This window comes from Betaproteobacteria bacterium (assembly GCA_016194905.1).
GTDB lineage: Bacteria > Pseudomonadota > Gammaproteobacteria > Burkholderiales > JACQAP01 > JACQAP01.
Genome location: JACQAP010000025.1, coordinates 1 through 22369, shown reverse-complemented (window position 1 = coordinate 22369; position 22369 = coordinate 1). Strand labels below are relative to the sequence as shown.

The 22369-nt window shown below is 58.8% G+C and carries 23 protein-coding genes; 5 read left to right on the top strand and 18 right to left on the bottom strand.

Annotated features, from left to right (window positions below; translation table 11 throughout):
- Window positions 1–77: 77 nt before the first annotated feature.
- From holB to HY067_16990, 11 genes are all read right to left on the bottom strand, one after another.
- Window positions 78–1091: a DNA polymerase III subunit delta' gene (holB, locus tag HY067_17040; GenBank protein MBI3529658.1), complete on the bottom strand. Its 1014-nt coding sequence runs from the start codon at window positions 1089–1091 to the stop codon at window positions 78–80.
- Complete coding sequence (locus HY067_17035) at window positions 1079–1711, bottom strand: dTMP kinase (GenBank protein MBI3529657.1); 633 nt, start codon at window positions 1709–1711, stop codon at window positions 1079–1081. Before HY067_17035 ends, holB begins: the two co-directional genes overlap by 13 nt.
- A complete protein-coding gene (mltG, locus tag HY067_17030) occupies window positions 1708–2700 on the bottom strand; it encodes an endolytic transglycosylase MltG (GenBank protein ID MBI3529656.1) in 993 nt (330 codons plus the stop codon). The genes HY067_17035 and mltG overlap by 4 nt, the downstream gene beginning before the upstream one ends.
- A 152-nt stretch (window positions 2701–2852) precedes the next feature.
- Window positions 2853–4091: a beta-ketoacyl-ACP synthase II gene (gene fabF, locus HY067_17025; GenBank protein ID MBI3529655.1), complete on the bottom strand. Its 1239-nt coding sequence runs from the start codon at window positions 4089–4091 to the stop codon at window positions 2853–2855.
- Between the two features lie 34 nt (window positions 4092–4125).
- Entirely contained in the window at window positions 4126–4362 is a 237-nt protein-coding gene (gene acpP, locus HY067_17020; GenBank protein ID MBI3529654.1) for an acyl carrier protein, read from the bottom strand.
- Between the two features lie 121 nt (window positions 4363–4483).
- Window positions 4484–5224, bottom strand: coding sequence for a 3-oxoacyl-ACP reductase FabG (gene fabG, locus HY067_17015; protein ID MBI3529653.1), 741 nt, complete (start codon window positions 5222–5224; stop codon window positions 4484–4486).
- Window positions 5225–5235: 11 nt separating this feature from the next.
- The gene (gene fabD, locus HY067_17010; protein ID MBI3529652.1) at window positions 5236–6168 is read right to left on the bottom strand and encodes an ACP S-malonyltransferase; all 933 of its coding nucleotides are present in this window, start codon (window positions 6166–6168) and stop codon (window positions 5236–5238) included.
- 10 nt (window positions 6169–6178) lie between these two features.
- A complete protein-coding gene (locus HY067_17005; GenBank protein ID MBI3529651.1) occupies window positions 6179–7135 on the bottom strand; it encodes a ketoacyl-ACP synthase III in 957 nt (318 codons plus the stop codon).
- Entirely contained in the window at window positions 7135–8154 is a 1020-nt protein-coding gene (plsX, locus tag HY067_17000) for a phosphate acyltransferase PlsX (protein MBI3529650.1), read from the bottom strand. The genes HY067_17005 and plsX overlap by 1 nt, the downstream gene beginning before the upstream one ends.
- Before the next feature lie 147 nt (window positions 8155–8301).
- Window positions 8302–8481: a 50S ribosomal protein L32 gene (gene rpmF, locus HY067_16995; GenBank protein MBI3529649.1), complete on the bottom strand. Its 180-nt coding sequence runs from the start codon at window positions 8479–8481 to the stop codon at window positions 8302–8304.
- A gap of 26 nt (window positions 8482–8507) precedes the next feature.
- Window positions 8508–9062, bottom strand: a complete 555-nt coding sequence (locus HY067_16990) for a DUF177 domain-containing protein (GenBank protein ID MBI3529648.1) — start codon at window positions 9060–9062, stop codon at window positions 8508–8510.
- Between HY067_16990 and maf the strand changes: the two genes are divergently transcribed.
- Both maf and HY067_16980 read left to right on the top strand, forming a co-directional pair.
- Entirely contained in the window at window positions 9050–9646 is a 597-nt protein-coding gene (gene maf, locus HY067_16985; protein ID MBI3529647.1) for a septum formation protein Maf, read from the top strand. The genes HY067_16990 and maf overlap by 13 nt on opposite strands.
- A 27-nt stretch (window positions 9647–9673) precedes the next feature.
- Window positions 9674–10426, top strand: coding sequence for an SAM-dependent methyltransferase (locus tag HY067_16980; protein ID MBI3529646.1), 753 nt, complete (start codon window positions 9674–9676; stop codon window positions 10424–10426).
- Here the strand turns inward: HY067_16980 and HY067_16975 are convergent.
- The 4 genes from HY067_16975 to HY067_16960 are packed head-to-tail and all read right to left on the bottom strand — an operon-like array spanning window position 10388 to window position 13302.
- Entirely contained in the window at window positions 10388–11344 is a 957-nt protein-coding gene (locus tag HY067_16975; protein ID MBI3529645.1) for a S49 family peptidase, read from the bottom strand. The two genes, HY067_16980 and HY067_16975, sit on opposite strands and share 39 nt — an antisense overlap.
- Complete coding sequence (locus tag HY067_16970; GenBank protein ID MBI3529644.1) at window positions 11337–11702, bottom strand: Rieske 2Fe-2S domain-containing protein; 366 nt, start codon at window positions 11700–11702, stop codon at window positions 11337–11339. Before HY067_16970 ends, HY067_16975 begins: the two co-directional genes overlap by 8 nt.
- Entirely contained in the window at window positions 11681–12337 is a 657-nt protein-coding gene (locus HY067_16965) for an HAD-IA family hydrolase (protein ID MBI3529643.1), read from the bottom strand. The genes HY067_16970 and HY067_16965 overlap by 22 nt, the downstream gene beginning before the upstream one ends.
- A complete protein-coding gene (locus HY067_16960; protein ID MBI3529642.1) occupies window positions 12337–13302 on the bottom strand; it encodes an RluA family pseudouridine synthase in 966 nt (321 codons plus the stop codon). Before HY067_16960 ends, HY067_16965 begins: the two co-directional genes overlap by 1 nt.
- 355 nt (window positions 13303–13657) lie before the next feature.
- On the opposite strand from HY067_16960, the gene HY067_16955 reads away from it, so the two are divergent.
- Entirely contained in the window at window positions 13658–16273 is a 2616-nt protein-coding gene (locus HY067_16955; protein ID MBI3529641.1) for an Rne/Rng family ribonuclease, read from the top strand.
- Window positions 16274–16350: 77 nt separating this feature from the next.
- Here the strand turns inward: HY067_16955 and uvrB are convergent, their stop codons facing one another.
- Complete coding sequence (gene uvrB, locus HY067_16950; protein ID MBI3529640.1) at window positions 16351–18444, bottom strand: excinuclease ABC subunit UvrB; 2094 nt, start codon at window positions 18442–18444, stop codon at window positions 16351–16353.
- Between the two features lie 39 nt (window positions 18445–18483).
- On the opposite strand from uvrB, the gene HY067_16945 reads away from it, so the two are divergent.
- Complete coding sequence (locus HY067_16945; protein MBI3529639.1) at window positions 18484–19701, top strand: aspartate/tyrosine/aromatic aminotransferase; 1218 nt, start codon at window positions 18484–18486, stop codon at window positions 19699–19701.
- 6 nt (window positions 19702–19707) lie between these two features.
- Here the strand turns inward: HY067_16945 and HY067_16940 are convergent, their stop codons facing one another.
- Window positions 19708–21153 carry a hypothetical protein gene (locus HY067_16940; GenBank protein ID MBI3529638.1) on the bottom strand — a complete coding sequence of 482 codons (1446 nt, stop codon included), beginning with the start codon at window positions 21151–21153 and terminating at the stop codon, window positions 19708–19710.
- A gap of 512 nt (window positions 21154–21665) precedes the next feature.
- Here HY067_16940 and HY067_16935 point away from each other — a divergent pair.
- Window positions 21666–21803, top strand: coding sequence for a hypothetical protein (locus HY067_16935; protein MBI3529637.1), 138 nt, complete (start codon window positions 21666–21668; stop codon window positions 21801–21803).
- Window positions 21804–22046: 243 nt separating this feature from the next.
- On the opposite strand, the gene HY067_16930 is transcribed toward HY067_16935, so the two are convergent.
- Entirely contained in the window at window positions 22047–22217 is a 171-nt protein-coding gene (locus HY067_16930; protein MBI3529636.1) for a hypothetical protein, read from the bottom strand.
- Between the last annotated feature and the right edge of the window lie 152 nt (window positions 22218–22369).

Genomic DNA, 22369 nt, shown 5'->3' with positions numbered 1-22369 from the left:
TGTAAAGATATGTATTAAAGTAATTTATAGATACAGCGTGCGGTGAATGGACACCGTCGGAGGGGGTACCAAGACGCTTAACGACTAGGGTAGCCGGATAACAGACTTTCCATTGCGAGGCGTTTATTCAGCGGATGCTGGGCGACGCGTCCATATTGTATTACCGAGTCATACCAGATCATTAGCGCACCGGCTGACACAGTACCAGCGATTTTTTGTATTGATGTGGTGTAGTCGAGGTGGTAGCGCACTTTACCGCCCGACTTCAGGGCGGCGATGTCATAAGCCCACTGCGACAACAAAGTCGACACCACGGCGCCATCGATATCTTCAGCACAATTCGCAGCGTGCAAGGGATCGAATCCAGAGGCCGCAAGCGTGTCCAGCAGGGCCTTGCGTTGACTCCAGAAAGTCTCATCGCGTGCGCGATCAATTGCGGCCAGCGGCGCATAGCCGCCCTGCGCCAACGCCAATTCCCCCCGCTCTATCCCCTGCTCCTTCAGCCAGTCGAGCGCATGCCCTGGGTCGGGCAGGGCAAACGCCAGATGGAAACAACGGCTGCGAATCGTCGGCAGGAGTCGTTCAGGTTGATGACTCACCAGGAGAAAATAGGTGTCCCCAGGCGGTTCCTCGAGAATCTTGAGGATGGCATTGGCGGCACTCGGATGCATCGCCTCAGCGGGCGCAATCAAGATCACCTTGGCGCCGCCGCGATGAGACGTAATCGTTACGAAATCGACAAGCGTGCGGACCCTCTCCACCGAAATCTGGCGACTGGCCTTCTTGGAAGTGCCGGGTTCCTCATCGGTTGCACTGGAAGCGGGGTCGTCTTCTTCTTCCTGGCCGACTTCGAACATGCGGAGATCGGGATGGTTGCCAACCTGAAACAGGCGACACGACACGCACGTGCCGCAGGCCTTCAACGTTTCCCTTTCCGCCTCGCACAGGAGGGACTGTGCGAGAAATAGTGCGGTGGCACGTTTGCCCAATCCCGGTCTGCCTGCCAGCAGCAATGCCCGCGGCAACGCCTCGGCTGCGCGAGGCATCTTGTCGAGGATCGGTGCAATCCAGGGATGGGTCAGATTTTCCACTTCGACAGAACCGCCGTGAGCTTTGCTCCCAGTTCCTTTTGAATATCGGGGATGGTTCTGCTGCCGTCGATGCACACAAACCTATCGGGCGACTCTTTCATCCGCTCGAGATAGGCATCGCGAACTCGGACAAAGAATTCTGCGTTTTCACGCTCGAACCGGTCCGGGGATTTGATGCGAGCGACCCGGCCCTGCCCCATTTGCGCGCTCACATCGAACAAGACAGTCAGATCAGGCTGCAGGTCCGGGTGAACCCAGACCTCCAACGCGGCGAGTTTCTTTTTTTCCACACCGCGCCCGCCGCCTTGATAAGCGAAACTCGCATCCGTAAAACGATCGCAAAGCACACATCTCCCGCGCGCCAGCGCCGGCCCGATTACCTCTTCAAGATGCTGGCGTCTGGCCGCAAACATCAGCAACGCTTCGGTTTCGGCATGGATGTATCCTTCTGTTGCCAGCAGAAGTTCACGCAGTTTTTCGCCTAGCACGGTACCGCCCGGCTCGCGCGTCAAAGTCAGTGCAATGCCGCGTCCTCGCAGGAATTCCGCCGACCACGCCACGTGGGTGCTTTTACCCGCACCGTCGATGCCTTCGAACGTGATGAACAAGCCGCGCTTCAACGGTGTAGCTGGAACCTGTTCACGGCGCGGTTGTGTTCCACCAGGTTCGAGGAGAACTGGTGGCTGCCATCCCCCCGGGCAACAAAATACAGAGCCGGACTTTGCGCAGGATTCAAGGTCGCCCTGATCGATGCTTCTCCCGGCATCGCGATCGGCGTCGGCGGAAGGCCGAAACGCGTGTAAGTGTTGTAACTATTGTCGGTCCGCAGGTCGCGACGGCGCAAATTTCCGTCGAAAGTGGGACCGAGTCCATAGATCACTGTCGGATCGGTTTGCAGGCGCATGCCGCGTTTCAGCCGGTTGATGAAAACAGCAGCGACCAGTTCCCTTTCGTCGTCGCGGCCGGTCTCTTTTTCTACGATCGACGCAAATATCAATGCTTCGTATGCGTTGTTGAGTGGCAGACCCTGCGCGCGTGCCTCCCATAGCGTCTGCAATTTGGCCTGCGTTCTCGAATAAGCCTGTTTCAGCAATGCCAGATCGCTGGAAGCCACGGCGAAGTAATACGTATCCGGGAAAAAAAGTCCCTCGGGAGATTTCTTATCGATGCCGAGGCGCTCCAGAATCTGGGCGTTCGACAATGCGGTACTGTCATGTTTGAGAGCCGGATGCCCGTCGAGAACACTTCGCAATTGTGCAAAGGTCCATCCCTCGATGAATCTGAGCTCGGCTTGTGCAAATTCTCCACGGACGATCTTTTCCAGCAGCCGATAAGGCGCGATCTGCTCCCCCACTTCGTAACTGCCGGCCTTGATTTCTCCTGCCGCTCCCATCAGCCGTGCGAACACCAGAAAACTCCAATGGTCGGAAATCAGGCCGGCGTGAGCAAACTGTTCGGAAACGCTGCGCAAGCTGCGACCGTGATCGACATTGAAGGTGCGTGCGTTCGGAGGAACATCGATCGGCTTGAAGGCGAAATAAGCCAGCCACGCGGCTGCGCACATCGCGGCCAGCATGGCAAGCAGCAGGCCCGCACGGAATAGGCGCATAGCCGTCCATCGGGGTGCAGGCAGGAACAGATTCTTACGCTTTGCCATGATGCTGCGAAACGTCACCTCGGGACAATGATCATCGCTTTACCCTGCCGGCATTCGGACACGATCTCGAATCCCGACCTGGAATTTGAACGATCGTAGAACGATCAGATCGTCCGAAAAACCAGCGTGCCGTTGGTGCCGCCGAAGCCGAAGGAATTCGACAGGGCGACTTTCATCTTCATCTGCCTCGCAGTGTTGGGCACGTAGTCGAGGTCGCACTGCGGATCCTGATTGAACAGATTGATGGTCGGCGGAGCGACCTGGTCCTTCATACCCATTATCGTGAATACGGCTTCGACCCCGCCCGCAGCACCGAGCAGATGACCTGTACTGGACTTGGTGGAACTGATGGCCAGTTTCTTTGCATGATCGCCGAAGCAACGCTTGACTGCGATTGTTTCGGCAAGATCGCCCAGAGAAGTCGAGGTGCCGTGGGCATTCACGTAATCCACCTCGTCCGGATTGATCGCTGCATTTCGCATGGCATTCATCATGCCGCGCGCTGCGCCTTCTCCGTCTTCACACGGAGCAGTGATGTGATGTGCATCGGAACTGACCCCATATCCGGCCAGCTCGCAATAGATATTTGCGCCGCGAACTTTCGCATGCTCCAACTCCTCCAGAACCAGTACACCGGCACCTTCGCCGAGAACGAAGCCATCGCGGTCGACATCCCAAGGGCGGCTAGCCGTGGCAGGATCGTCGTTTCGGGTACTGAGCGCGCGCGCTGCCGAGAAGCCGCCGACGCCGAGCGCACAGATCGCCGCCTCGGAACCGCCGGCCACCATGACGTCCGCGTCCCCGTATTCGATCAGACGAGCCGAATCGCCGATGCAATGATTGGCAGTTGTGCATGCGGTAACCATTGCCAGGCAGGGGCCCTTGAATCCATACATTATTGAGAGATTGCCGGAGATCATATTGATGATCGCGCCGGGGATGAAGAACGGGGAGATCTTGCGCGGGCCGCCTTCCATCAGGGCTCTGTGGGTTTCCTCAATCAGCGGCAATCCGCCTATCCCGGAACCGACATTGATGCCGACGCGCTCTGCGTACTTCGGATTTGCTTCGAGGCCCGCATCCTTGATCGCTTCAGCTGCAGCTGCGATGCCGTAGTGGATAAATACGTCGACGCGTCGCGCTTCCTTCGGCGACAAAACCTGGCCAATATCGAAGTTCTTCACCTCTCCGGCAATCTGCGATGCGAAGGGTGACGCGTCAAACCGGGTAATCCGCGTGATCCCGGACTTGCCCGTCTGGATATTTGTCCACGCTTCCTTGACGCTGTTGCCGACTGGACAGACTATACCCAAGCCGGTTACTACAACGCGGCGTCTAGACAACGCAACTCCAGGGAGGAAAAGGGAAAGGGTGTGGTCAGTTTAGGTGCGCCTTAATGTAGTCGATCGCTTGCTGGACGGAAGTAATCTTTTCCGCTTCCTCATCGGGGATCTCGCACTCGAATTCTTCTTCAAGTGCCATCACCAGTTCCACGGTGTCGAGGGAATCGGCTCCGAGGTCATCGACAAACGTCGATTCGATCTTGACGTCTGCCTCGTTCACGCCCAGCTGTTCGGCAACAATCTTCTTGACGCGCTGTTCTACGGATTCCATTAATGTCCCTTCCCTTTTACTTGAAGATTCTATTGCGTGACTGTCCACGCCGTCTCTTGATTAGAGCCGCCTGGAACAAAAACACGCGCCACATTCTACCAAAATTGCATGCCCTCCGGCATCAGTCCATGTACATGCCGCCGTTGACGTGCAACGTGTTTCCAGTGACATAGGCGGCTCCTTCCGAAGCCAGAAAAGCTGCAGCCGCAGCGATCTCCTCGACCTGCCCGAAACGGCCAAGCGGAATATGCGCGAGCAACGCAGTTTTCTGGTCGTCGGGCAATCCGCGCGTCATGTCAGTATCTATGAATCCCGGCGCAATACAGTTTACCGTGATGTTACGACTACCAACTTCTTTCGCCAAAGACTTGCTGAAACCGACGACGCCGGCTTTGGCCGCGGCGTAGTTGACTTGACCGGCATTGCCCATGGATCCGACGACCGACGTAATGTTGATGATGCGCCCGAAGCGCGCCTTCATCATCGATCGTATGACGAGCTTACTCAACCGGAATACCGACTTCAGATTGGTATCCATGATCTCGTCCCATTCAGTGTCCTTCATGCGCAAAAGCAGGTTGTCTCTCGTGATGCCGGCATTGTTTACCAGAATAGCCACGGAACCATACTCGGATTCGATCTTGCCAAGAACGGCTTCCGTCTCCACGGGATCGTTCACATTGAGCTTGAATCCAGCCCCTTTCACGCCTTCGCTGCGAAGGTATTCCGATATCCCTGCCGCGCCGGCGTCGCTCGTGGCAGTGCCCGCGACCGTTGCGCCCGCCTTGCCCAGAGTCACGGCAATGGCCTGTCCTATACCCCTGCTGGCTCCGGTCACCAGCGCGACTTTTCCCGCCAGCATCGATCCTCCCATTACTTCAACGCAGCCAAAGCTTCTCTGAAAGCGGGCATGCCGTCGAACGAAAAGTCCGGCGTTTCCGGCGCAATCCGCTTGTTCAGCCCTGCGAGCACTTTGCCGGGCCCGCATTCGACGATATGAGTCGCCCCGGCCGATACGATTGCGCGCACAGTATCTACCCAACGCACAGGCTGATACAGCTGACGCACCAGAGCGTCGCGAACAGCATCGGCCGAGCCTGCGCTCTTGACGTCCGCGTTATGCAGGACCGGGACGTTGGAAATTCCGATCTTTATCGCCACGAGCCGCTGGTGCATGCGCTCGGCAGCCGATCGCATCAGGCTGCAATGCGAAGGCACGCTCATCGGAAGCATGACCGCGCGTTTCGCCCCTTTGCCTTTGGCAACTTCCATCGCGCGTTCTACCGCAGCTTTGTTTCCGGCAATCACGACCTGGGCCGGAGAATTGAAATTGGCCGCTTCGACGACTTCGTTCGCGCGGGCGGCCTCCTGGCAGGCCGCCCGCACCACGTCATCTTCGAGCCCCAGTATCGCCGCCATCGCGCCGACGCCCGCGGGCACTGCCTCCTGCATGGCCTGTGCGCGAAAACGCACGAGCTTCACCGCGTCGGCAAAATCGATCGCGCCGCCTGCAACCAGGGCACTGTATTCGCCCAGGCTATGTCCGGCAGATATCGCAGGCCTAGTCCCCTTCTCTGCGTTCCAAGCGCGATGAAGCGCAACGCCAGCCGTCAACATTGCCGGCTGTGTATTGATGGTCAGATTGAGTTCGTCTGCCGGCCCCTCCTCCACGAGCTTCCACATGTCCTGGCCGATTGCGTCGGACGCTTCCGAAAATGTATCGCGCACGCAGGGTAGTTGGGCGAAAGACTTCATCATGCCCACCGATTGCGAGCCTTGCCCCGGGAAAACGAACGCAATTTTCATGGCATCTCGCCTACCAGCGTAGCAGTACTGCGCCCCAAGTGAAGCCTCCGCCCACGCCTTCCAGCAACAGCGTCTGTCCAGGATGAATGCGGCCGTCCTTCACCGCCTCGTCCAGCGCGAGCGGAATGGATGCTGCCGAAGTATTTCCGTGATGGTGAACCGTAGCGATCAGCTTTTCTTTTGGCAGGCCAAGTTTTTTCGCCGTCGCCTCCATGATTCTGAAGTTGGCTTGATGCGGAATGAACCAATCAAGATCCGACACCGTCAAGCCGGCGGCCTCCAGCACTTCGTTGGCTCCTTCTTCGAATACGCGCACCGCAAATTTGAATACGGCACCGCCATCCATGTGTACGAACGGCGAACCCCACACCTTCCCACCGTTCACGCTGCCGGGCACACACAGCGTTTCCTTGTAACTGCCATCAGCATGCAGCTTGGAAGCAATAATTCCGGGCTTTTCGCTCGCGGCAACGACTACCGCACCTGCGCCGTCACCGAACAAGACGCAAGTGCCGCGATCGTTCCAGTCGAGGATGCGCGAGTACACCTCCGTCCCAACCACCAGGGCATGTTTGGCCTGTCCGGAACGGATGAATAGATCAGCGATCGTAAGTGCATAGACAAATCCACTGCAGACGGCCTGCACGTCAAAAGCCGCACAACCGGCAACACCCAGCTTCGATTGCAGAATGCATGCGGTGCTCGGAAATATGATGTCCGGTGTCGTAGTGGCAACGATGATGAGATCGATGTCTCCGGCCCCCACTCCTGCCGATTGCAGGGCTCTTTGCGCCGCAGGCAATGCTAGATCGCTCGCCAGTTGTCCTTCAGCGGCAACATGCCGGCTGCGGATGCCGGTGCGGGTTCGAATCCACTCATCGGAAGTATCGACCGTGCGCGCCAGATCGTCGTTGGTCACTACTTTTTCCGGAAGGTAGCTTCCGGTGCCGATTATGCGCGAGAACATCACGCCGCTTTCTGATTAATGGTGGACATGCGATCACTGATGCCGCGAAGGATGTCGTGTCGCGCTTCCTCGTAGGCCCGCTGGATTGCGAAACGGAAACCGAAGCTGTCGGCCGAGCCGTGACTCTTTACCACGATGCCTTTCAGACCCAGCAGGCTGGCGCCATTGTATCGCCTGTGATCGACGCGCCGGCGAAAGGCGTTGATGACCGGCAATGCCATCGCCCCAGAGATTCGCGTGAACAGGTTGCGTCCGAATTCTTCGCGAAGGTAGGCGGCAAGCATCTGCGCCAGTCCTTCGGAAGTCTTGAGCGCGACATTGCCGACAAAACCGTCGCACACGATCACATCTGTTGTTCCTTTGTAGATATCCGTGCCTTCTAAGTTGCCGTAGAAGTTGAGTCCGCTGTTGCGCAGCAGCTCGGCGGCCTGTTTGACGACTTCGTTGCCCTTGATGTCCTCTTGCCCGATATTGAGCAATCCGACGGAAGGTCTATCGATATGATCGACCGCGCTGATCAGGGACGACCCCATCACCGCGAACTGAAGCAGATGGTCGGCCGTGCAATCGACATTTGCGCCCAGATCAAGTACGCAGGTGTGGCCGCGCAGAGTAGGCAGGAAAGAAGCGATTGCAGGACGTTCGATGCCGGGCAGCATCTTTAACACAAAGCGCGAGATCGCCATCAAGGCGCCGGTATTGCCGGCGCTGACACAGGCGTGGGCATCCTGGTTCTTCACCGCATCAATGGCGATACGCATCGAAGACTCGCGCTTGCCGCGCAATGCAGATGCGGGCGCTTCATCCATTGCAACGACTTCGGGCGCTGGTCTGATATGGATTCGGTCGCCAGTGCGGGCGCCTTGTCGCTTGAGCTCGGATTCGACGACTTCCGGCAAACCGACAAGGAGGACTCGAGCGTCCTCGATCTCGTCGACAAACGACATGGCAGCAGGAACCGTCACGTGCGCGCCATGATCGCCACCCATGCAGTCTATGGCTACGGTAATCAACGTGATTTGGACCGGTTCACCACGCACGAACCCCGTATCGCATGCGTTGTGTACGCGCTTATAACTCCGATATGCCCGTGAAGCGCGAGCGGCGGCGGGAGTCGGGTCATGCCTTTGAGCTGCGCCATTGGGCAGCCAAAAGCCGGCGAGTTGTTATTCGCCCTTGGTCTTGACGACCTTCTTGCCGCGATAAAAACCGTTCGGGCTGATGTGGTGACGCAGGTGCGTTTCGCCGGTTGTCGGTTCCACCGCCAGCGGCGGATTAGTCAGGAAATCATGCGACCGGTGCATGCCGCGCTTGGACGCCGATTTCTTGTTTTGCTGGACTGCCATGACTTGCTCCTTAAGTTCGAATCTGTTTACTGCCGCTTCAGCACGGCCAGCGAACTGAAGGGCGACTTCTTCCCGCTCTCGCCCCCTCTCAAAATGGGCAAAGAACACTCGCCGGGCTGATGTCCCGCAACCATCGGCAGACAAAGGATGGCTTCATCTTCGACAAACGCAGCCACATCCAGCTTGGCGTCAGCATGAATCCGTTCCGCCTCGCCCGACTCTTCCGCCGGATCACCGAGCGCCTGGGCCTCGGGAACCAGTTCGAAATTGAGAGCCGACTTCAGGCTGAATTTTACCGGGCCCAGGCAGCGTTGGCAGGTCATCAGAAGCTCGGCGACAATACCGAGCCGCAATGACGCAATGCCGTCCTTGTTCACTGCCCCAGTCAGGCTGTACGTAATTTCGCCGGACTGGTCGAATAACACATCGCGCAACCGCGGCAGGTCGGCAATCGCCACTGTTCCGCGCAGTTCACTTGCATCGCGCGCGAATTCCTCGCTGTCGACAACGACCCGATCCCACATAGGCCGCGCATAATAGTGGTTTTGGATTACTCTGTCAAAACAAAATGTCTTCAACAAACAGTGGCCTAACACTGGTTCTCGCATCAACGTCGCGTTATCGCCGCGAGCTGCTCGAAAGGTTGAAACTGCCGTTCAAAATCGTCTCGCCAGACGTGGATGAAACGCCGCGTTCCGGGGAGGCAGCGGCAATTACCGCCGGGCGGCTGGCACTGGCCAAAGCCCAGGCGGCACACTCCCGATTTCCGCGCTCACTGATCATCGGTTCCGACCAGGTTGCGTTCTGCGAAGGCGTGCGGCTGGACAAACCCGTAGATCACGCCGGCGCGGTTCGGCAGTTGCGACACTCCAGTGGAAAGTCGGTCAGCTTCATAACCGCAATCGCGCTGGTGAATACCGCCAGCGGGCGAACGCAGACAAAGCTGGTGCCCACCGAAGTCAGGTTTCGAAAAATCAGCGATTGCGAAATCGAACGTTACCTGCTGGCGGAGCCCGCCTATGATTGCGCCGGCGGCGCCAAGGCTGAAGGTCTTGGAATATCGCTGGTCGACAGTATCCAGTCTTCGGATCCCACGGCATTAATCGGCCTGCCATTGATCGCTCTGTCCGAAATGCTCAGGAACGAGAACGTATCAGTTCCATAATGCGCGCAATGGCTTCTCCGGAATGACATGCAGAATAGAAAATTGTTTTTGATCCCTGTCGACCTGGCTCCGGAAAATTCTGACGATTGGGTCGGGGCGCGCGTGCGAAGCGCCGTGCTGCCTCTGAGGCGGTTTGTGGTCGAGCATCCGAAATCGGCGCGCCAGTTTCTGAAAACGCTGGGTTTGCCGGTGCAGGAACTCGAATTTGAAGTGCTGGACGAGCACTCGAAAACAGACGACCTGGACCGGCTCGCCCGCTGGCTGGAGTCGGGCGGTGACGTCGGGCTGCTATCGGAGGCCGGCTGTCCCGCGATCGCCGATCCCGGCGCCAATCTCGTCAGTCGCGCCCATCGGCTCGGCATGCAGGTCGTGCCGCTGGTAGGCCCGTCGTCCATCGTGCTAGCGCTCATGGGCTCCGGCCTGAATGGCCAGCGTTTTGCCTTCAATGGCTATCTGCCGCAAGCTTCCGCGGAACGCGACGCACGCATTCGCGATCTGGAGGAAAGATCGCGCAAGCTCGATCAGACGGAGATTTTCATTGAAGCGCCCTACCGCAACGACCCGTTGTTCAAGGCTATTGCCGCGAATTGCAGGCCCGAGACCATGCTCAGCCTGGCAATCGACCTGACAAGCGTAACTGAAGAGATAAAGGCGAAAAGCATCGGCGAATGGCGACGAACTGCGCCGCCGCAACTCCACAAACGACCTACCGTATTCCTGCTCCTGGCGGAAAACCCGCGTTCAGCGAACCGGCGTCGCAGAACCGGCAACGCGCATTAGCGCTTCGCCCAACGCCGCACCGAAGCGCTTGGCGAAACGCTCGGCAAGATTCTCACGCGGTGTGAAATCGACGATCTTTTCCGCCTTGATGATTTCACGGGCCACGTAGTCGACGCTGCCGAGCGCGTCCGCCAGGCCGAGTTCGATGCTTCTCTGCCCGGTCCAGACCAGCCCGGAGTAGGTATCCGGCCCCTCCTTCAACCGTTTGCCTCGCCCCTGGCGCACCACTTCGATAAATTGCTGGTGGATTTCCCGCAGCATCTTCTGGGCGTACTCCCGCTGCGCGGCATTCATCGGCGAAAACGGGTCGAGGAAGCCTTTATTCTCGCCGGCGGTCAACAACCTGCGCTCAACGCCAAGCTTTTCCATGGTCCCTGTAAAACCGAATCCATCCATCAGCACACCGATCGAGCCGACGATGCTGGCGCGATCCACATAGATCTGATCCGCTGCCACTGCAACGTAATAACCACCGGAGGCGCAGATGTCTTCCACCACCGCATAGAGCGGTATTTGCGGATATTTTTGCCTCAGCCTGTGTATTTCGCCGTTGATGGTGCCCGCCTGTACCGGGCTTCCTCCCGGGCTGTTGATTCTGAGGATGACGCCCTTGGTGCCCTTGCTCTCGAAAGCATCATGGAGTCCCTGGGCAATGACATCGGCGTTGGCGTGCGTATCAGCAGCAATGACGCCGTTCAATTCGACCAGCGCCGTATGGTCACCGGGCAGCGGCTCCCTCCCGCCCATCCATCCAACAGCGATGAAAAGCAAAGCGAACAGATAAAGGAAAGTCAACGTCTTGAAGAGAATGCCCCAGTTGCGCGACTTTCGTTGCTCGTCGAGAGCCGAACGGGCCAGTTTCTCGATGACTCGGCGCTCCCAGTTTTCCTCTTCGCCGACGGGTTCCATTTCAGACATGAACCGTATCCTCGCTATCCAGTAGGTAAACGCTGCCGTCGTGTTCTTCTACGGCGAGCTTGGTCAGACGCTGTCCTTTGCATGGTCCGCCGATGCAATACCCGGTTTCCGGAACATAGGCCGCACCGTGCGTGGAACAAACCAAGTATAAACCGGCCACGTCGAAGAACTCACCGGGCTGTGCGTCCAGTTCGACCCGGACGTGTGCGCAGCGGTTCAGATAGCCCTGTACCTTGCCGCGATAGCGGACGACGAATGCCGGTATCGGACCTTGGGCTGTCTCGACGCTGAAACGCACGCCTGTGCCGCGCTCCGGCAAGTCTTGCGACGGGCAGATCAACCGTTTTGCTTCAGCCATTGCATCAACTGTTCGAAACTGCCTACGCAGCCGAGAGGCTTCATGCCCTCCAGATCGCTGAGCATGTGCGCGCCATAGCTGACGGCGACCGCGGCGACGCCGGCGTTCTTCGCCATCTCCAGATCATGCGTCGTGTCCCCGATCATCAGTGTGCGATCCGGCGCCGTGCCCAGTATTTCCATGACCGCTTGCAGCATTTCCGGATGCGGTTTTGGGAATCCTTCATCGGCGCAGCGCGAGGCGTGGAAATAGGGCGTCAACCCGGTCGCCCGCAACGACCGATCCAGGCCACGCCTGCTCTTGCCGGTGGCAACCGCCATCAGATAGCCTTCCAGGTTCAACGCAGGAATACCGGCGGCCACGGCCGGAAACAGCTCCACATCCTGATCGCCGGCGAGGAAGTGGACACGATATCTATCGGCCACTTCTTCGTAGCGATTGCGGTCCAATCCTGGATTCAGATACGTCATGGCGTCCCGCAAGCCCAACCCGATTACATGGCGCGCCGCCGCGTTGGACGGCACGGGAAGGGCGAGATCCCGAAACGCTCCCTGCAAGGCCGCGGCGATATGGGCGGCGGAGTCCATCAGCGTGCCGTCCCAGTCAAATACAAGCAAATCGAAGCGTTTAGCCATCACGCATCCTTCGCGCCGACAGCGCCTCGTACGGACTGCAGGAAACGCTCCAGGTCGGGAGCGAGCGGCGCTTCGACACGCACCCTCTGCGCACTGCGTGGATGACTGAATTCCAGGCTCGCGGCATGCAGGAACATGCGCTTGAGTCCCAGCTTCACCAATCGTTTGTTGGCGTCGAAATCGCCATATTTGTCGTCGCCGGCGATCGGATAGCCGATATGGGCCAGATGAACCCGGATCTGATGCGTTCGCCCCGTCTTAAGCTCAGCATCCAGAAGACTGTAGCCGGAAAAATTGCGAACGAGCCGGAACACTGTATGCGCCTGCTGGCCCTCCTCGTCGACGACCACCCTGCGCTCCCCTGAAGAGGAGACGTACTTGTGCAAAGCCGCCTTCACATTGCGCTTTGCATCCTTCCATTCCCCGAACACCAGCGCCAGGTAATGCTTGCGCACGACGCCATCGCGCAACTGCGCATGCAATCCGGTCAATGCAGTGCGCTTCTTCGCCAATATCAGAACGCCGGAGGTATCGCGATCCAGCCGGTGCACCAGCTCCAGGAAGCGCAGCCCCGGACGGGCGGCACGCAATTGCTCAATGACACCGCTCGAGATTCCGCTGCCGCCGTGAACGGCAACGCCACTGGGTTTGTCGATCACCAGCAAATCCTCGTCCTCGAGCAAGACGGCGTCTGAAAACAGGGCGCCGGACGCGACAGCCCCGGCTCGGGCCGGTTTCACCCCGGTGCGTATCGGCGGCAGCCGGACCTTGTCGCCGTCCTGCAACCGGTAGGAGGCTTGGACACGCCGGCTGTTGACCCTCACCTCCCCGCTTCTCAGGATGCGGTAAATGTGGCTCTTGGGCACCCCTTTCAGGATTTTTTGCAGATAGTTATCGATACGTTGATCCTGTGACGATTCATCGACTTCCCGCCAGGTTGCAGAGTCTTTGCTTAAGCTATTCATTTTCCTTATACTATTCAAACGAACGGGCAATCAGTGCAGATTGTGCGGTCGAGCCCTGCGCGGCGCACCGCCGCAGTTCGAGCTCCTGCCAATTCGCCGCCGTCGAGAGGGGTTAAGTTCGCTCACCCGAAAAAGTAGCGATGGTAATTGATGAATTGCGCGCTCGCAGCATTCCAGTGGATTCCACAGTCCTGCTTGATGCAGGATGAAAAACAGACAAACCTCAGGCCCAGATAGCTATCGTCCTCTTCCACCCATGAATTATCCGACGACGGAAAGCCAGTAAGCCTCGCGCCGTAACGGCGCCGCAAGGTTTGTCCTCCCCGTGAAAAAGTGAGCGCGGGAGAACAAGATAATGAAGCGCATGTTGTTTAACGCGACCCAAACAGAAGAATTGCGTGTCGCGATCGTCGATGGCCAGAAGCTGATCGACCTCGATATAGAAACAGCCGGAAAAGAGCAACGCAAGAGCAATATCTACAAGGGTGTCATCACCCGCATTGAACCCAGTCTCGAAGCCGCATTCGTAGATTACGGCAACGAACGTCACGGGTTTCTTCCATTCAAGGAAGTCAGCCGCTCGTTTTTCCAGAATCCCGACGCCGATCCCGCCCGGGTCAGCATCAAGGAAGCGCTGCGCGAAGGCCAGGAGCTCATCGTCCAGGTCGACAAGGACGAACGCGGCAACAAGGGTGCGGCACTGACCACGTTCATCAGCCTCGCGGGCCGTTACATCGTTCTGATGCCTAACAACCCGCGCGGCGGCGGCGTATCGCGACGCGTCGAAGGCGAAGACCGCAACGAACTGCGCGATACGATTTCCCAGCTCGAAGTCCCCCCCGGCATGAGCATCATCGCCCGTACCGCGGGCATCGGCCGTTCGGTCGAGGAACTTAACTGGGATCTGAACTACCTGATGCAGTTGTGGAATGCAATCGAAACCGCCGCCAAGCAGCAAAGCGGCGCGTACCTGATCTACCAGGAAGGCAGCTTGGTCATTCGCGCGATTCGCGACTATTTTCACCAGGAAATCGGCGAGATTTTGATCGATACCGAGGCCATCTACGAACAGGCCAGGCAGTTCATGGGCCATGTTATGCCGCTCAACGTGAACCGGGTCAAGCTGTACAAGGACGACGTCCCGCTGTTCTCCAGGTTCCAGATCGAGCACCAGATCGAAACGGCCTATTCGCGCCAAGTGCCTCTGCCTTCCGGCGGTGCGGTCGTGATCGATCACACAGAAGCCATGGTGGCGATCGACGTGAACTCGGCGCGTGCCACGCGCGGTGCCGATATCGAGGAAACCGCAACCCGCACTAATCTGGAGGCCGCCGATGAGATCGCACGCCAGTTGCGGCTGCGGGACCTTGGCGGCCTGGTCGTTATCGATTTCATCGATATGGAGGCTGCGCGCAATCAGCGGGATGTCGAAAACCGCCTGCGCGATGCCCTGCGATACGATCGCGCACGGGTACAAACCGGCAAAATCTCCCGCTTCGGATTGCTGGAACTGTCGCGCCAGCGCCTGCAAACTTCTCTGGGTGAAACCAGCCACATTGCCTGCCCGCGCTGCCATGGTACCGGACACATACGCTCCATCGAATCCTCGGCGCTGCACATCCTGCGCATCCTTCAGGAAGAGGCGATGAAGGACGGCACGGCCGCAGTGCACGCCCAGGTGCCGATCGACGTCGCCACCTATCTGCTCAACGAGAAGCGCAACGAGTTCCACTCGATTGAAACCCGGCTGAAGGTCAACGTCCTGCTGATCCCGAACGTCAGCCTGGAAACCCCTAACTACACTGTCACACGGTTGCGGCACGACGAACTGAATCAGAACGACATCGCCCTGCCCAGCTACAAGATGGCCGATGTCCCGGTCGAAGCTGCAGAGCCCTCCACTGCCGTTCAGAAGCCGGAGGCACAGCGGCCGCAAGCCGCCGTACAGGGAATTACGCCGGCTCAGCCAGCGCCCGTGGTCGCGCCGCGCGAAGAACCAAAACCCTCTATTTTGGAAAAAATATTCGGCTGGCTCACCCGCAAGCCGGAGCCCAAACCCGAACCGGTGAAAGCCAGACCACGCGACCCGCAGCGGAATCGCGATTTGGCGCGCCGCGACCATCGGCACGGCCGTTCGGAGGGCCGCGGCGACGGCAACAAACGCGACGAGCAGCGCAAGGGCCCGCGCCAGGATGCGGACAATCGTCGCGATCAGGGTCGCAACCGCAATCAGGAGCAGGGCGAACGCAAGCCGCAGGATCGTCAGCAGCAACCGCCGCAGCGGCCACCGCGTCAGGATCCGGCACTGGCCGCCGTGGAACAACGCCAACCTGGTGATCGTCCCCCCGAAGGTGCTCGCGAGGAAGGTCGCAGCCGCCGCCGCGGCCGCGGCCGTCGTGACAGGCAGTCCGAGCACCAGGACAATCCAAACCAGCAGACGCGCAGCGAGCATCCCGACCGGGCACAATCCGGAAACGGACTCTCCCGGCCGCCGCGTGAGCGCGAGCAGGCACCGGTCGCCATTGCGCGAGAAGACTTGCAGCCGATTGCCATCGAACGTCCCGCAATGGAACGGCCAGTAGTCGAACAGCCCGCAGTGGAACAATCCGTCGTTGCACAGTCCGTCATGCGCGAACACGCTGTCGAGGAAATCACTCGCACCGAATTTGCTCCGGTCGCGACTCCCGAACAGCGCGCCACACCGGAACCGGTGATCGAAAAGCCGGAAATCCAACCCGTCGCGCCACAACCGCAGACGGCGCCGGCCTGGAAGATGGATCCCGTCGCCCTGCCCCCGGACCTGGTGATGATCGAAACCCGGTCGAAAGGCCCGTCGATCTATCAGGCGCCAGAAACGCCGCGCCCGGCGAGAACGCCGCGCCCCCGCGACCAACCGCCAGCGATTCCGGAAGAACCGTTGCAGCAAGTGGAAACCGGCGAGCAACAGTCGGCCGGCAGCGACGCGGCCTGACCGCAAAAGCGGAGCAAGCAGGAACACGTACGTTAAAGAAAAGCTCGGCTACCCGCCGAGCTTCTTTTTCATGGCCTTCAGGATTTACGTTTGCGCACCGCTGAAATCGACGTGATCTTGCCGTCGGTGCCGGTTGCAGTCAGCGCATCGTCGATTTCGACGACGCCGAATGCCAGTTCTTTCAGTCTCTTCAGCTGGTCGCGCAATTGCGCGGCGCGCTCGAACTCCAAATTCCTCGCACTTTCCAGCATTTCCCGCTCGACACGCTTCAACTCCCTGAGCAAATCCTTTTCGCTCATCGCGCCGTAGGCCGCCAATTTTTCGGCTGCTTTGCGGTCCAGCTGCACAGACGGGTCATATACGCCGTCGAACATATCCCTGATGCGTTTCGACACACCTGTCGGCGTGATGCCATGCGCCGCGTTGTAGCTGGTCTGCTTCTGGCGTCTGCGGTCGGTCTCGGCGATGGCGCGACGCATCGAATTGGTCATCACGTCTGCGTACATGATGGCGGCGCCGTTCAAATGCCGCGCGGCGCGTCCGATGGTCTGGATCAGCGAGCGTTCCGAGCGCAAGAAGCCCTCCTTGTCCGCATCCAGAATCGCCACCAGCGAAACCTCGGGGATATCCAGGCCTTCGCGCAGCAGGTTGATACCTACCAGGACATCGAACTCGCCCAGACGCAAGTCGCGGATGATCTCAACTCTTTCCACGGTCTCGATGTCCGAATGCAGATAGCGCACCTTCACGCCATGTTCGGAAAGATAGTCGGTCAGGTCCTCCGCCATGCGCTTGGTCAGCGTCGTTACCAGCACTCTTTCCTTGCGTTCGACGCGTTCGTTGATCTGGGACAGCAAGTCGTCCACCTGGGTCGCGGCCGGCCTCACTTCAATTTCCGGATCGATCAATCCGGTCGGCCTAACTACCTGCTCGACAATCTGCCCCTGATGCTCGCGCTCATATTCCGCCGGCGTCGCGGAAACGAAGATAGCCTGCGGCGTAATTTTTTCGAATTCGTCGAAACGCAAAGGCCGGTTGTCCAGCGCGCTCGGCAGCCGGAAGCCGTAGTCCACCAGGTTTTCCTTCCTGGCACGGTCGCCCCGATACATGCCACCGAGCTGCGGAACGGTGACGTGGCTCTCGTCGATGATCATCAGCGCATTGAGCGGCAGGTAATCCAGCAACGTGGGCGGCGGCTCGCCTGGCTTGCGGCCCGACAGGTGACGCGAGTAGTTCTCGATTCCCTTGCAAAAGCCCAGCTCGTTGAGCATCTCGAGGTCGAAGCGAGTGCGCTGTTCTATGCGCTGCGCCTCCACCAGCTTGCCGGTCGTCTGAAAGAATTCGATCCGTCCGCACAGTTCTTCCTTGATCGCCTCTATTGCCCGCAACGTAGTGCTGCGCGGCGTAACGTAATGGCTGGACGGATAGACGGTATACCTCGGCACCTTTTGAAGCAGATGGCCGGTCAACGGGTCGAACAGCGTCAGCGTCTCGACATCGTCATCGAACAGCGTAATGCGCAGCGCGACTTCCGAGTTCTCGGCAGGGAAGACGTCGACCACGTCGCCGCGCACGCGGAAAGCGCCGCGGCGAAATTCGAAATCGTTGCGGTCGTACTGCATTTCCGTCAGCCGCGAGATGACGTCGCGCTGGCTCATGCGCTCCTTCTCGCGCAGGTGCAGGATCATGCCGTGGTAGTCGACCGGATCGCCGATGCCGTAGATCGCGGAGACCGTGGCCACGATCACGGCGTCGTCGCGTTCGAGCAGCGATTTGGTCGCGGACAGACGCATCTGCTCGATGTGTTCGTTGATGCTGGAGTCCTTCTCGATGAACAGATCGCGCGAGGGAACGTACGCTTCCGGCTGGTAGTAGTCGTAGTAAGAAACGAAGTACTCGATGGCGTTTTCCGGGAAGAATTCGCGCATTTCGCCGTAGAGCTGAGCGGCTAGCGTTTTGTTCGGCGCCATGATGATCGCGGGTCGACCAGTACGCGCGATCACATTGGCCATCGTGTAGGTTTTGCCGGAACCCGTCACGCCGAGCAGCGTCTGGAATGCCAGCCCGTCGTTCAATCCCTCGACCAGGGCGGCAATGGCCTCGGGTTGATCCCCGGCCGGCTCGAAAGGCTGATGAAGGCGAAACGGACTATGGGGGAATGTGACTGTCACGGTACAATATGCGCCTTCAGAATTTTTGATGTTATCACGATGAACGCCCCCCACCCCGCTTCGCCGCTGGCCGCCGTACAAATGGCCCCGAAGGACCCCATTCTGGGGGTGACCGAGACTTTCAATGCCGACAAGAATCCGAACAAGGTCAATCTCGGAGTCGGCATCTATTACGATGACAGCGGCAAAGTGCCGCTGCTCGAGTGCGTACGCCGGGCGGAGATCCAGCTAGCCGAGAAATCCGCTCCGCGCAGCTACCTACCTATCGATGGTCTGCCTGCCTATGACCGCGCGGTAAGGGAATTAGTTTTCGGTGCGGACAGTGTGGCAGTGAAGGAAAACCGCGTGATCACGGTACAGGCTCTGGGCGGGACAGGAGGCCTCAAGATCGGCGCCGATTTCCTGCGGCGCCTGCTGCCGCAATCCCAAGTGTGGATTTCGGATCCGAGCTGGGAAAACCACCGGGCGCTATTCGAGAACGCGGGATTCACGGTGAACACGTATCCCTACTACGACGCCGCCTCGCACGGCATCAATTTCAGCGGCATGATGCAGTCGCTCAAAGCACTTTCGGCCGGGAGCATCGTCGTCGTTCACGCCTGTTGTCATAACCCGACCGGCGTGGACCTGTCTGCCGCACAATGGACCGAAGTGATCGACGTCGTCGTTTCCCGCGGGCTCATGCCTTTCGTGGATATCGCCTATCAGGGATTCGGCAACGGCATCGACGCCGACGGCGAAGTCGTGCGGCGCTTTGCCCAGGGCGGATGCCCGGTGTTCGTCTCGAACTCTTTCTCGAAATCGTTCTCGCTCTACGGTGAGCGCGTCGGCGCGTTAAGCGTGGTTGCAAGCGACAGCGCAGAGGCGGCGCGCGTGCTGAGCCAGTTGAAGCGTACGGTGCGTACGAACTATTCGAATCCGCCCACCCACGGCGGCCAGATCGTTGCCACCGTGCTCAACAGCCCGGAGTTGCGCGCGCTGTGGGAAAAGGAGCTCGGACAGATGCGCGAGCGCATCCGCGAAATGCGCCGGCAACTCGCGGAAAAACTGAGCACGCGACTGCCGAAGTCTGACTTCGGCTTCGTGACCAAGCAGCGCGGCATGTTCTCCTATTCCGGGCTTTCGAAAGCTGCAGTAGACCGCTTGCGCGATGAATTTTCCGTTTATGCAATCGACACCGGACGCATCTGCGTAGCCGCCCTGAATTCACGCAACATCGATCATGTGACCGAGGCGGTCGCGAAGGTAATCGGCTGATCGCGGTCAGCGCCCGGTGTGCACGGCCGAAGGTTGTTTCTTCTCGTCGGCGGCCGCCTGATCCTTGGCCTGCTTTGTTGCCTCCGCTTTTGCCGGCTCTGCCTTCTTCTTATTGTTATTAGGCTTTCCGCCGAATAGCTTCTGGGTCATTCGGACGGCTTTCATCCCCACCGTAGTACCCAGGCCAGGACCGAGCAACGCAGTGCCAGCCGCTGCCCCCGCGAGCGCCGCCTTGGACGGATACAGCGACGGATGCTGCACGGTTCCGGACAGCGCGAGCGGCGTACTGACCAGCGCCGAGGTCCCCTTGATCGCGACATCGATCTGGCCCGAAAGCTCCTGTTTCGACGAAACCGACAACTCCGCATCCGCCGTCAGCACGCCCGATGCAATTTCCACTTTGCTCAGGTCATAGCCGGCCGAATCGACACTGAGGTGCCCCGAGAAATTGTCGAAGCGAGTTTCCCCGCCATTGAGCGCGTCCTTGTTCAACAACGCTTTCGGCGCATTGCTCAGATCGATGTTGTAGAGAATGCCTTTCTCCACCTTGAAATCCGATTCGACATCCAAAGCGTCGCCCAGCTGTGCGGCGGACGGTGCACGCATGTCGACAACGGGATTGGCCGTCAGCCGGCCACTGATCGTCGTGTCCTTCGTAAGAAGCGCCACGATCGATTGAATTTCCACACTTTGAATATCAAGATTTCCGGCTATCGTCCACTCTCTTGACCAACCCACGTTCAACTTGCCGGAGACCGTGCCGTCGTACAACCGGCCCTCTATTGTCGAAATCGTCAGTCCCTGCTGTGGACTGAGCGTACCCGACGCGTTGAGGCTCGACATCAGTAAAGGCGGCCCGGCGGGCAGTTTCCATTCCCGGGCCGCTATTTCCACAGCGAAATCCCTGCCCTGTGGCACCAGTGTCGCGTTCAGATGGTCGTGATCGGCGCGTATCCGGGCACGGGCAAGTCCGCTCTCCGGCGTCAGTTCCAGGTCGACATCGATCTGCCGCAGCTTGAAGTCAGTCAGATTGACGAATGCGTCCCGTACTTCGACGCGTTCCACGCGGATTGTGGCAGGCCCTTCAGCGCCGGATCTGCCGGCCCAAGCTGACGCCTTCGCAATCAGGGGCTGGCCGATGACCACACCGTGCAAGCTGATTTCGCTGATAACGTTCTGGCTGCTGAAGAGCGACGTCAGTCGCGGTGTGATGATGACTTTCTCGACTTCAAGGAAAGGTTTTTTGCCGACCGCAATGCCCTTGACGGTTAGGTGGGGAAGCGGCAGAAAAAACAGGCTCAGGGATTCGACCTTGACCGGCGCCTTCAACTGCTCGGAGGCGAACCGTTCGATTTCCGGAATGAAGTAACCCAGCGGGATGAGGAAAGGCAGCACCAACAGCGCGGCGACAGCAGCGCCGACGCCGATGAACAGGCGCTTACGAGATTTCATGGGGCAAACCGGACTGCGAAGGCATTAATCGTATTGGACCGATATGGATAAGATACGCGCCTTTCGTGTTCCCTGATAACTCAGTTGGTAGAGCGACGGGCTGAGATAGTACAGCGTCCAGCTTCACGAACGGAGTAAAGCAACTGTTGTTAAAACGCAGCGGCCTGGGTCCGTCGACGGCTGCCGACTACGAACTCGATCACATGATCCCGCTTGCGATCGGCGCTCTGTGACGCTTTGTGACCGTGCTCTGCGTCGAGCATTCGACATGCTAAGCCGTCAGTTTTCCGTCACTTCTCTTTTGCGCTCGGCAACAGAGTGCTTTCTAACAGCATTCGAGGTGTCATTTTTTCAACGCCTCGAACTGGCATGGCCGATGCGACAGATAAGGTGCGCCGGGGGGAGTTCGGAGACTTTAAGCGCACTGCCGCCTATAGGCATGCGATCTCCCGGGAATGGCCCCCCGAGCGCACCACCCTTTGTTGATACAACTTCCGCGGGGGGACGCAGCGATGGCCGAAGACTATGGAAAAATATCACGTGAGGCACTGGCACGAGCCAATGAGATATCGGAAATAGCGATCTTCTGGAGCTTGGTCTTTACAGTAGTTGTGGTTGTTACCGCGATGATCAAAGGAATGCTCGGGTAGTTAAGTGCGACCTGGTAACCGAGTTTAAGAAATGAAAGTGGGCCGTGGCACCCTTCGATGACGAAAAAGAAAAGCGGCGTTGGCGCGTGAAAGACACTATCTATTCGCCGTGGCGTGATTTACCCGGTACTCACACGGGCGCAGAGATATGGGCGATGCTAAACAGGGGGCGCTTCTCGGACGCGATGCCTGCCGATGAGACGCCTCATAAGGAAGTGGTGTCGGACGATTAGCCGGGAAAAATCACAGGTAGTGACTTGCACCGTTCGCAAGCAGGGCCGGTATGTCTCCCACTACCCGCCCGGCCAGGTGCGCTTTCTCGGCCTTGGCTTTCTCCGCGATCTTTTTGGCTAGCCTGTCGGCCTCTGCCTCTGTGTCGTGCTGGTCGATCACGTCAATAAGGCGCGCATGCATGCGGGAAGGGTAGTATTTTCTAATCGTAAGATGAGGCTGAAACTGTCGAGGTCAGGCGGCGGATTTGGATCGACGGTTTATGGACTGGAACAGTAGTTTTCGAGCCTGCTGGACTTGTTTTGCGGCTTCATTATCGCTCATGGTGTTGGCTT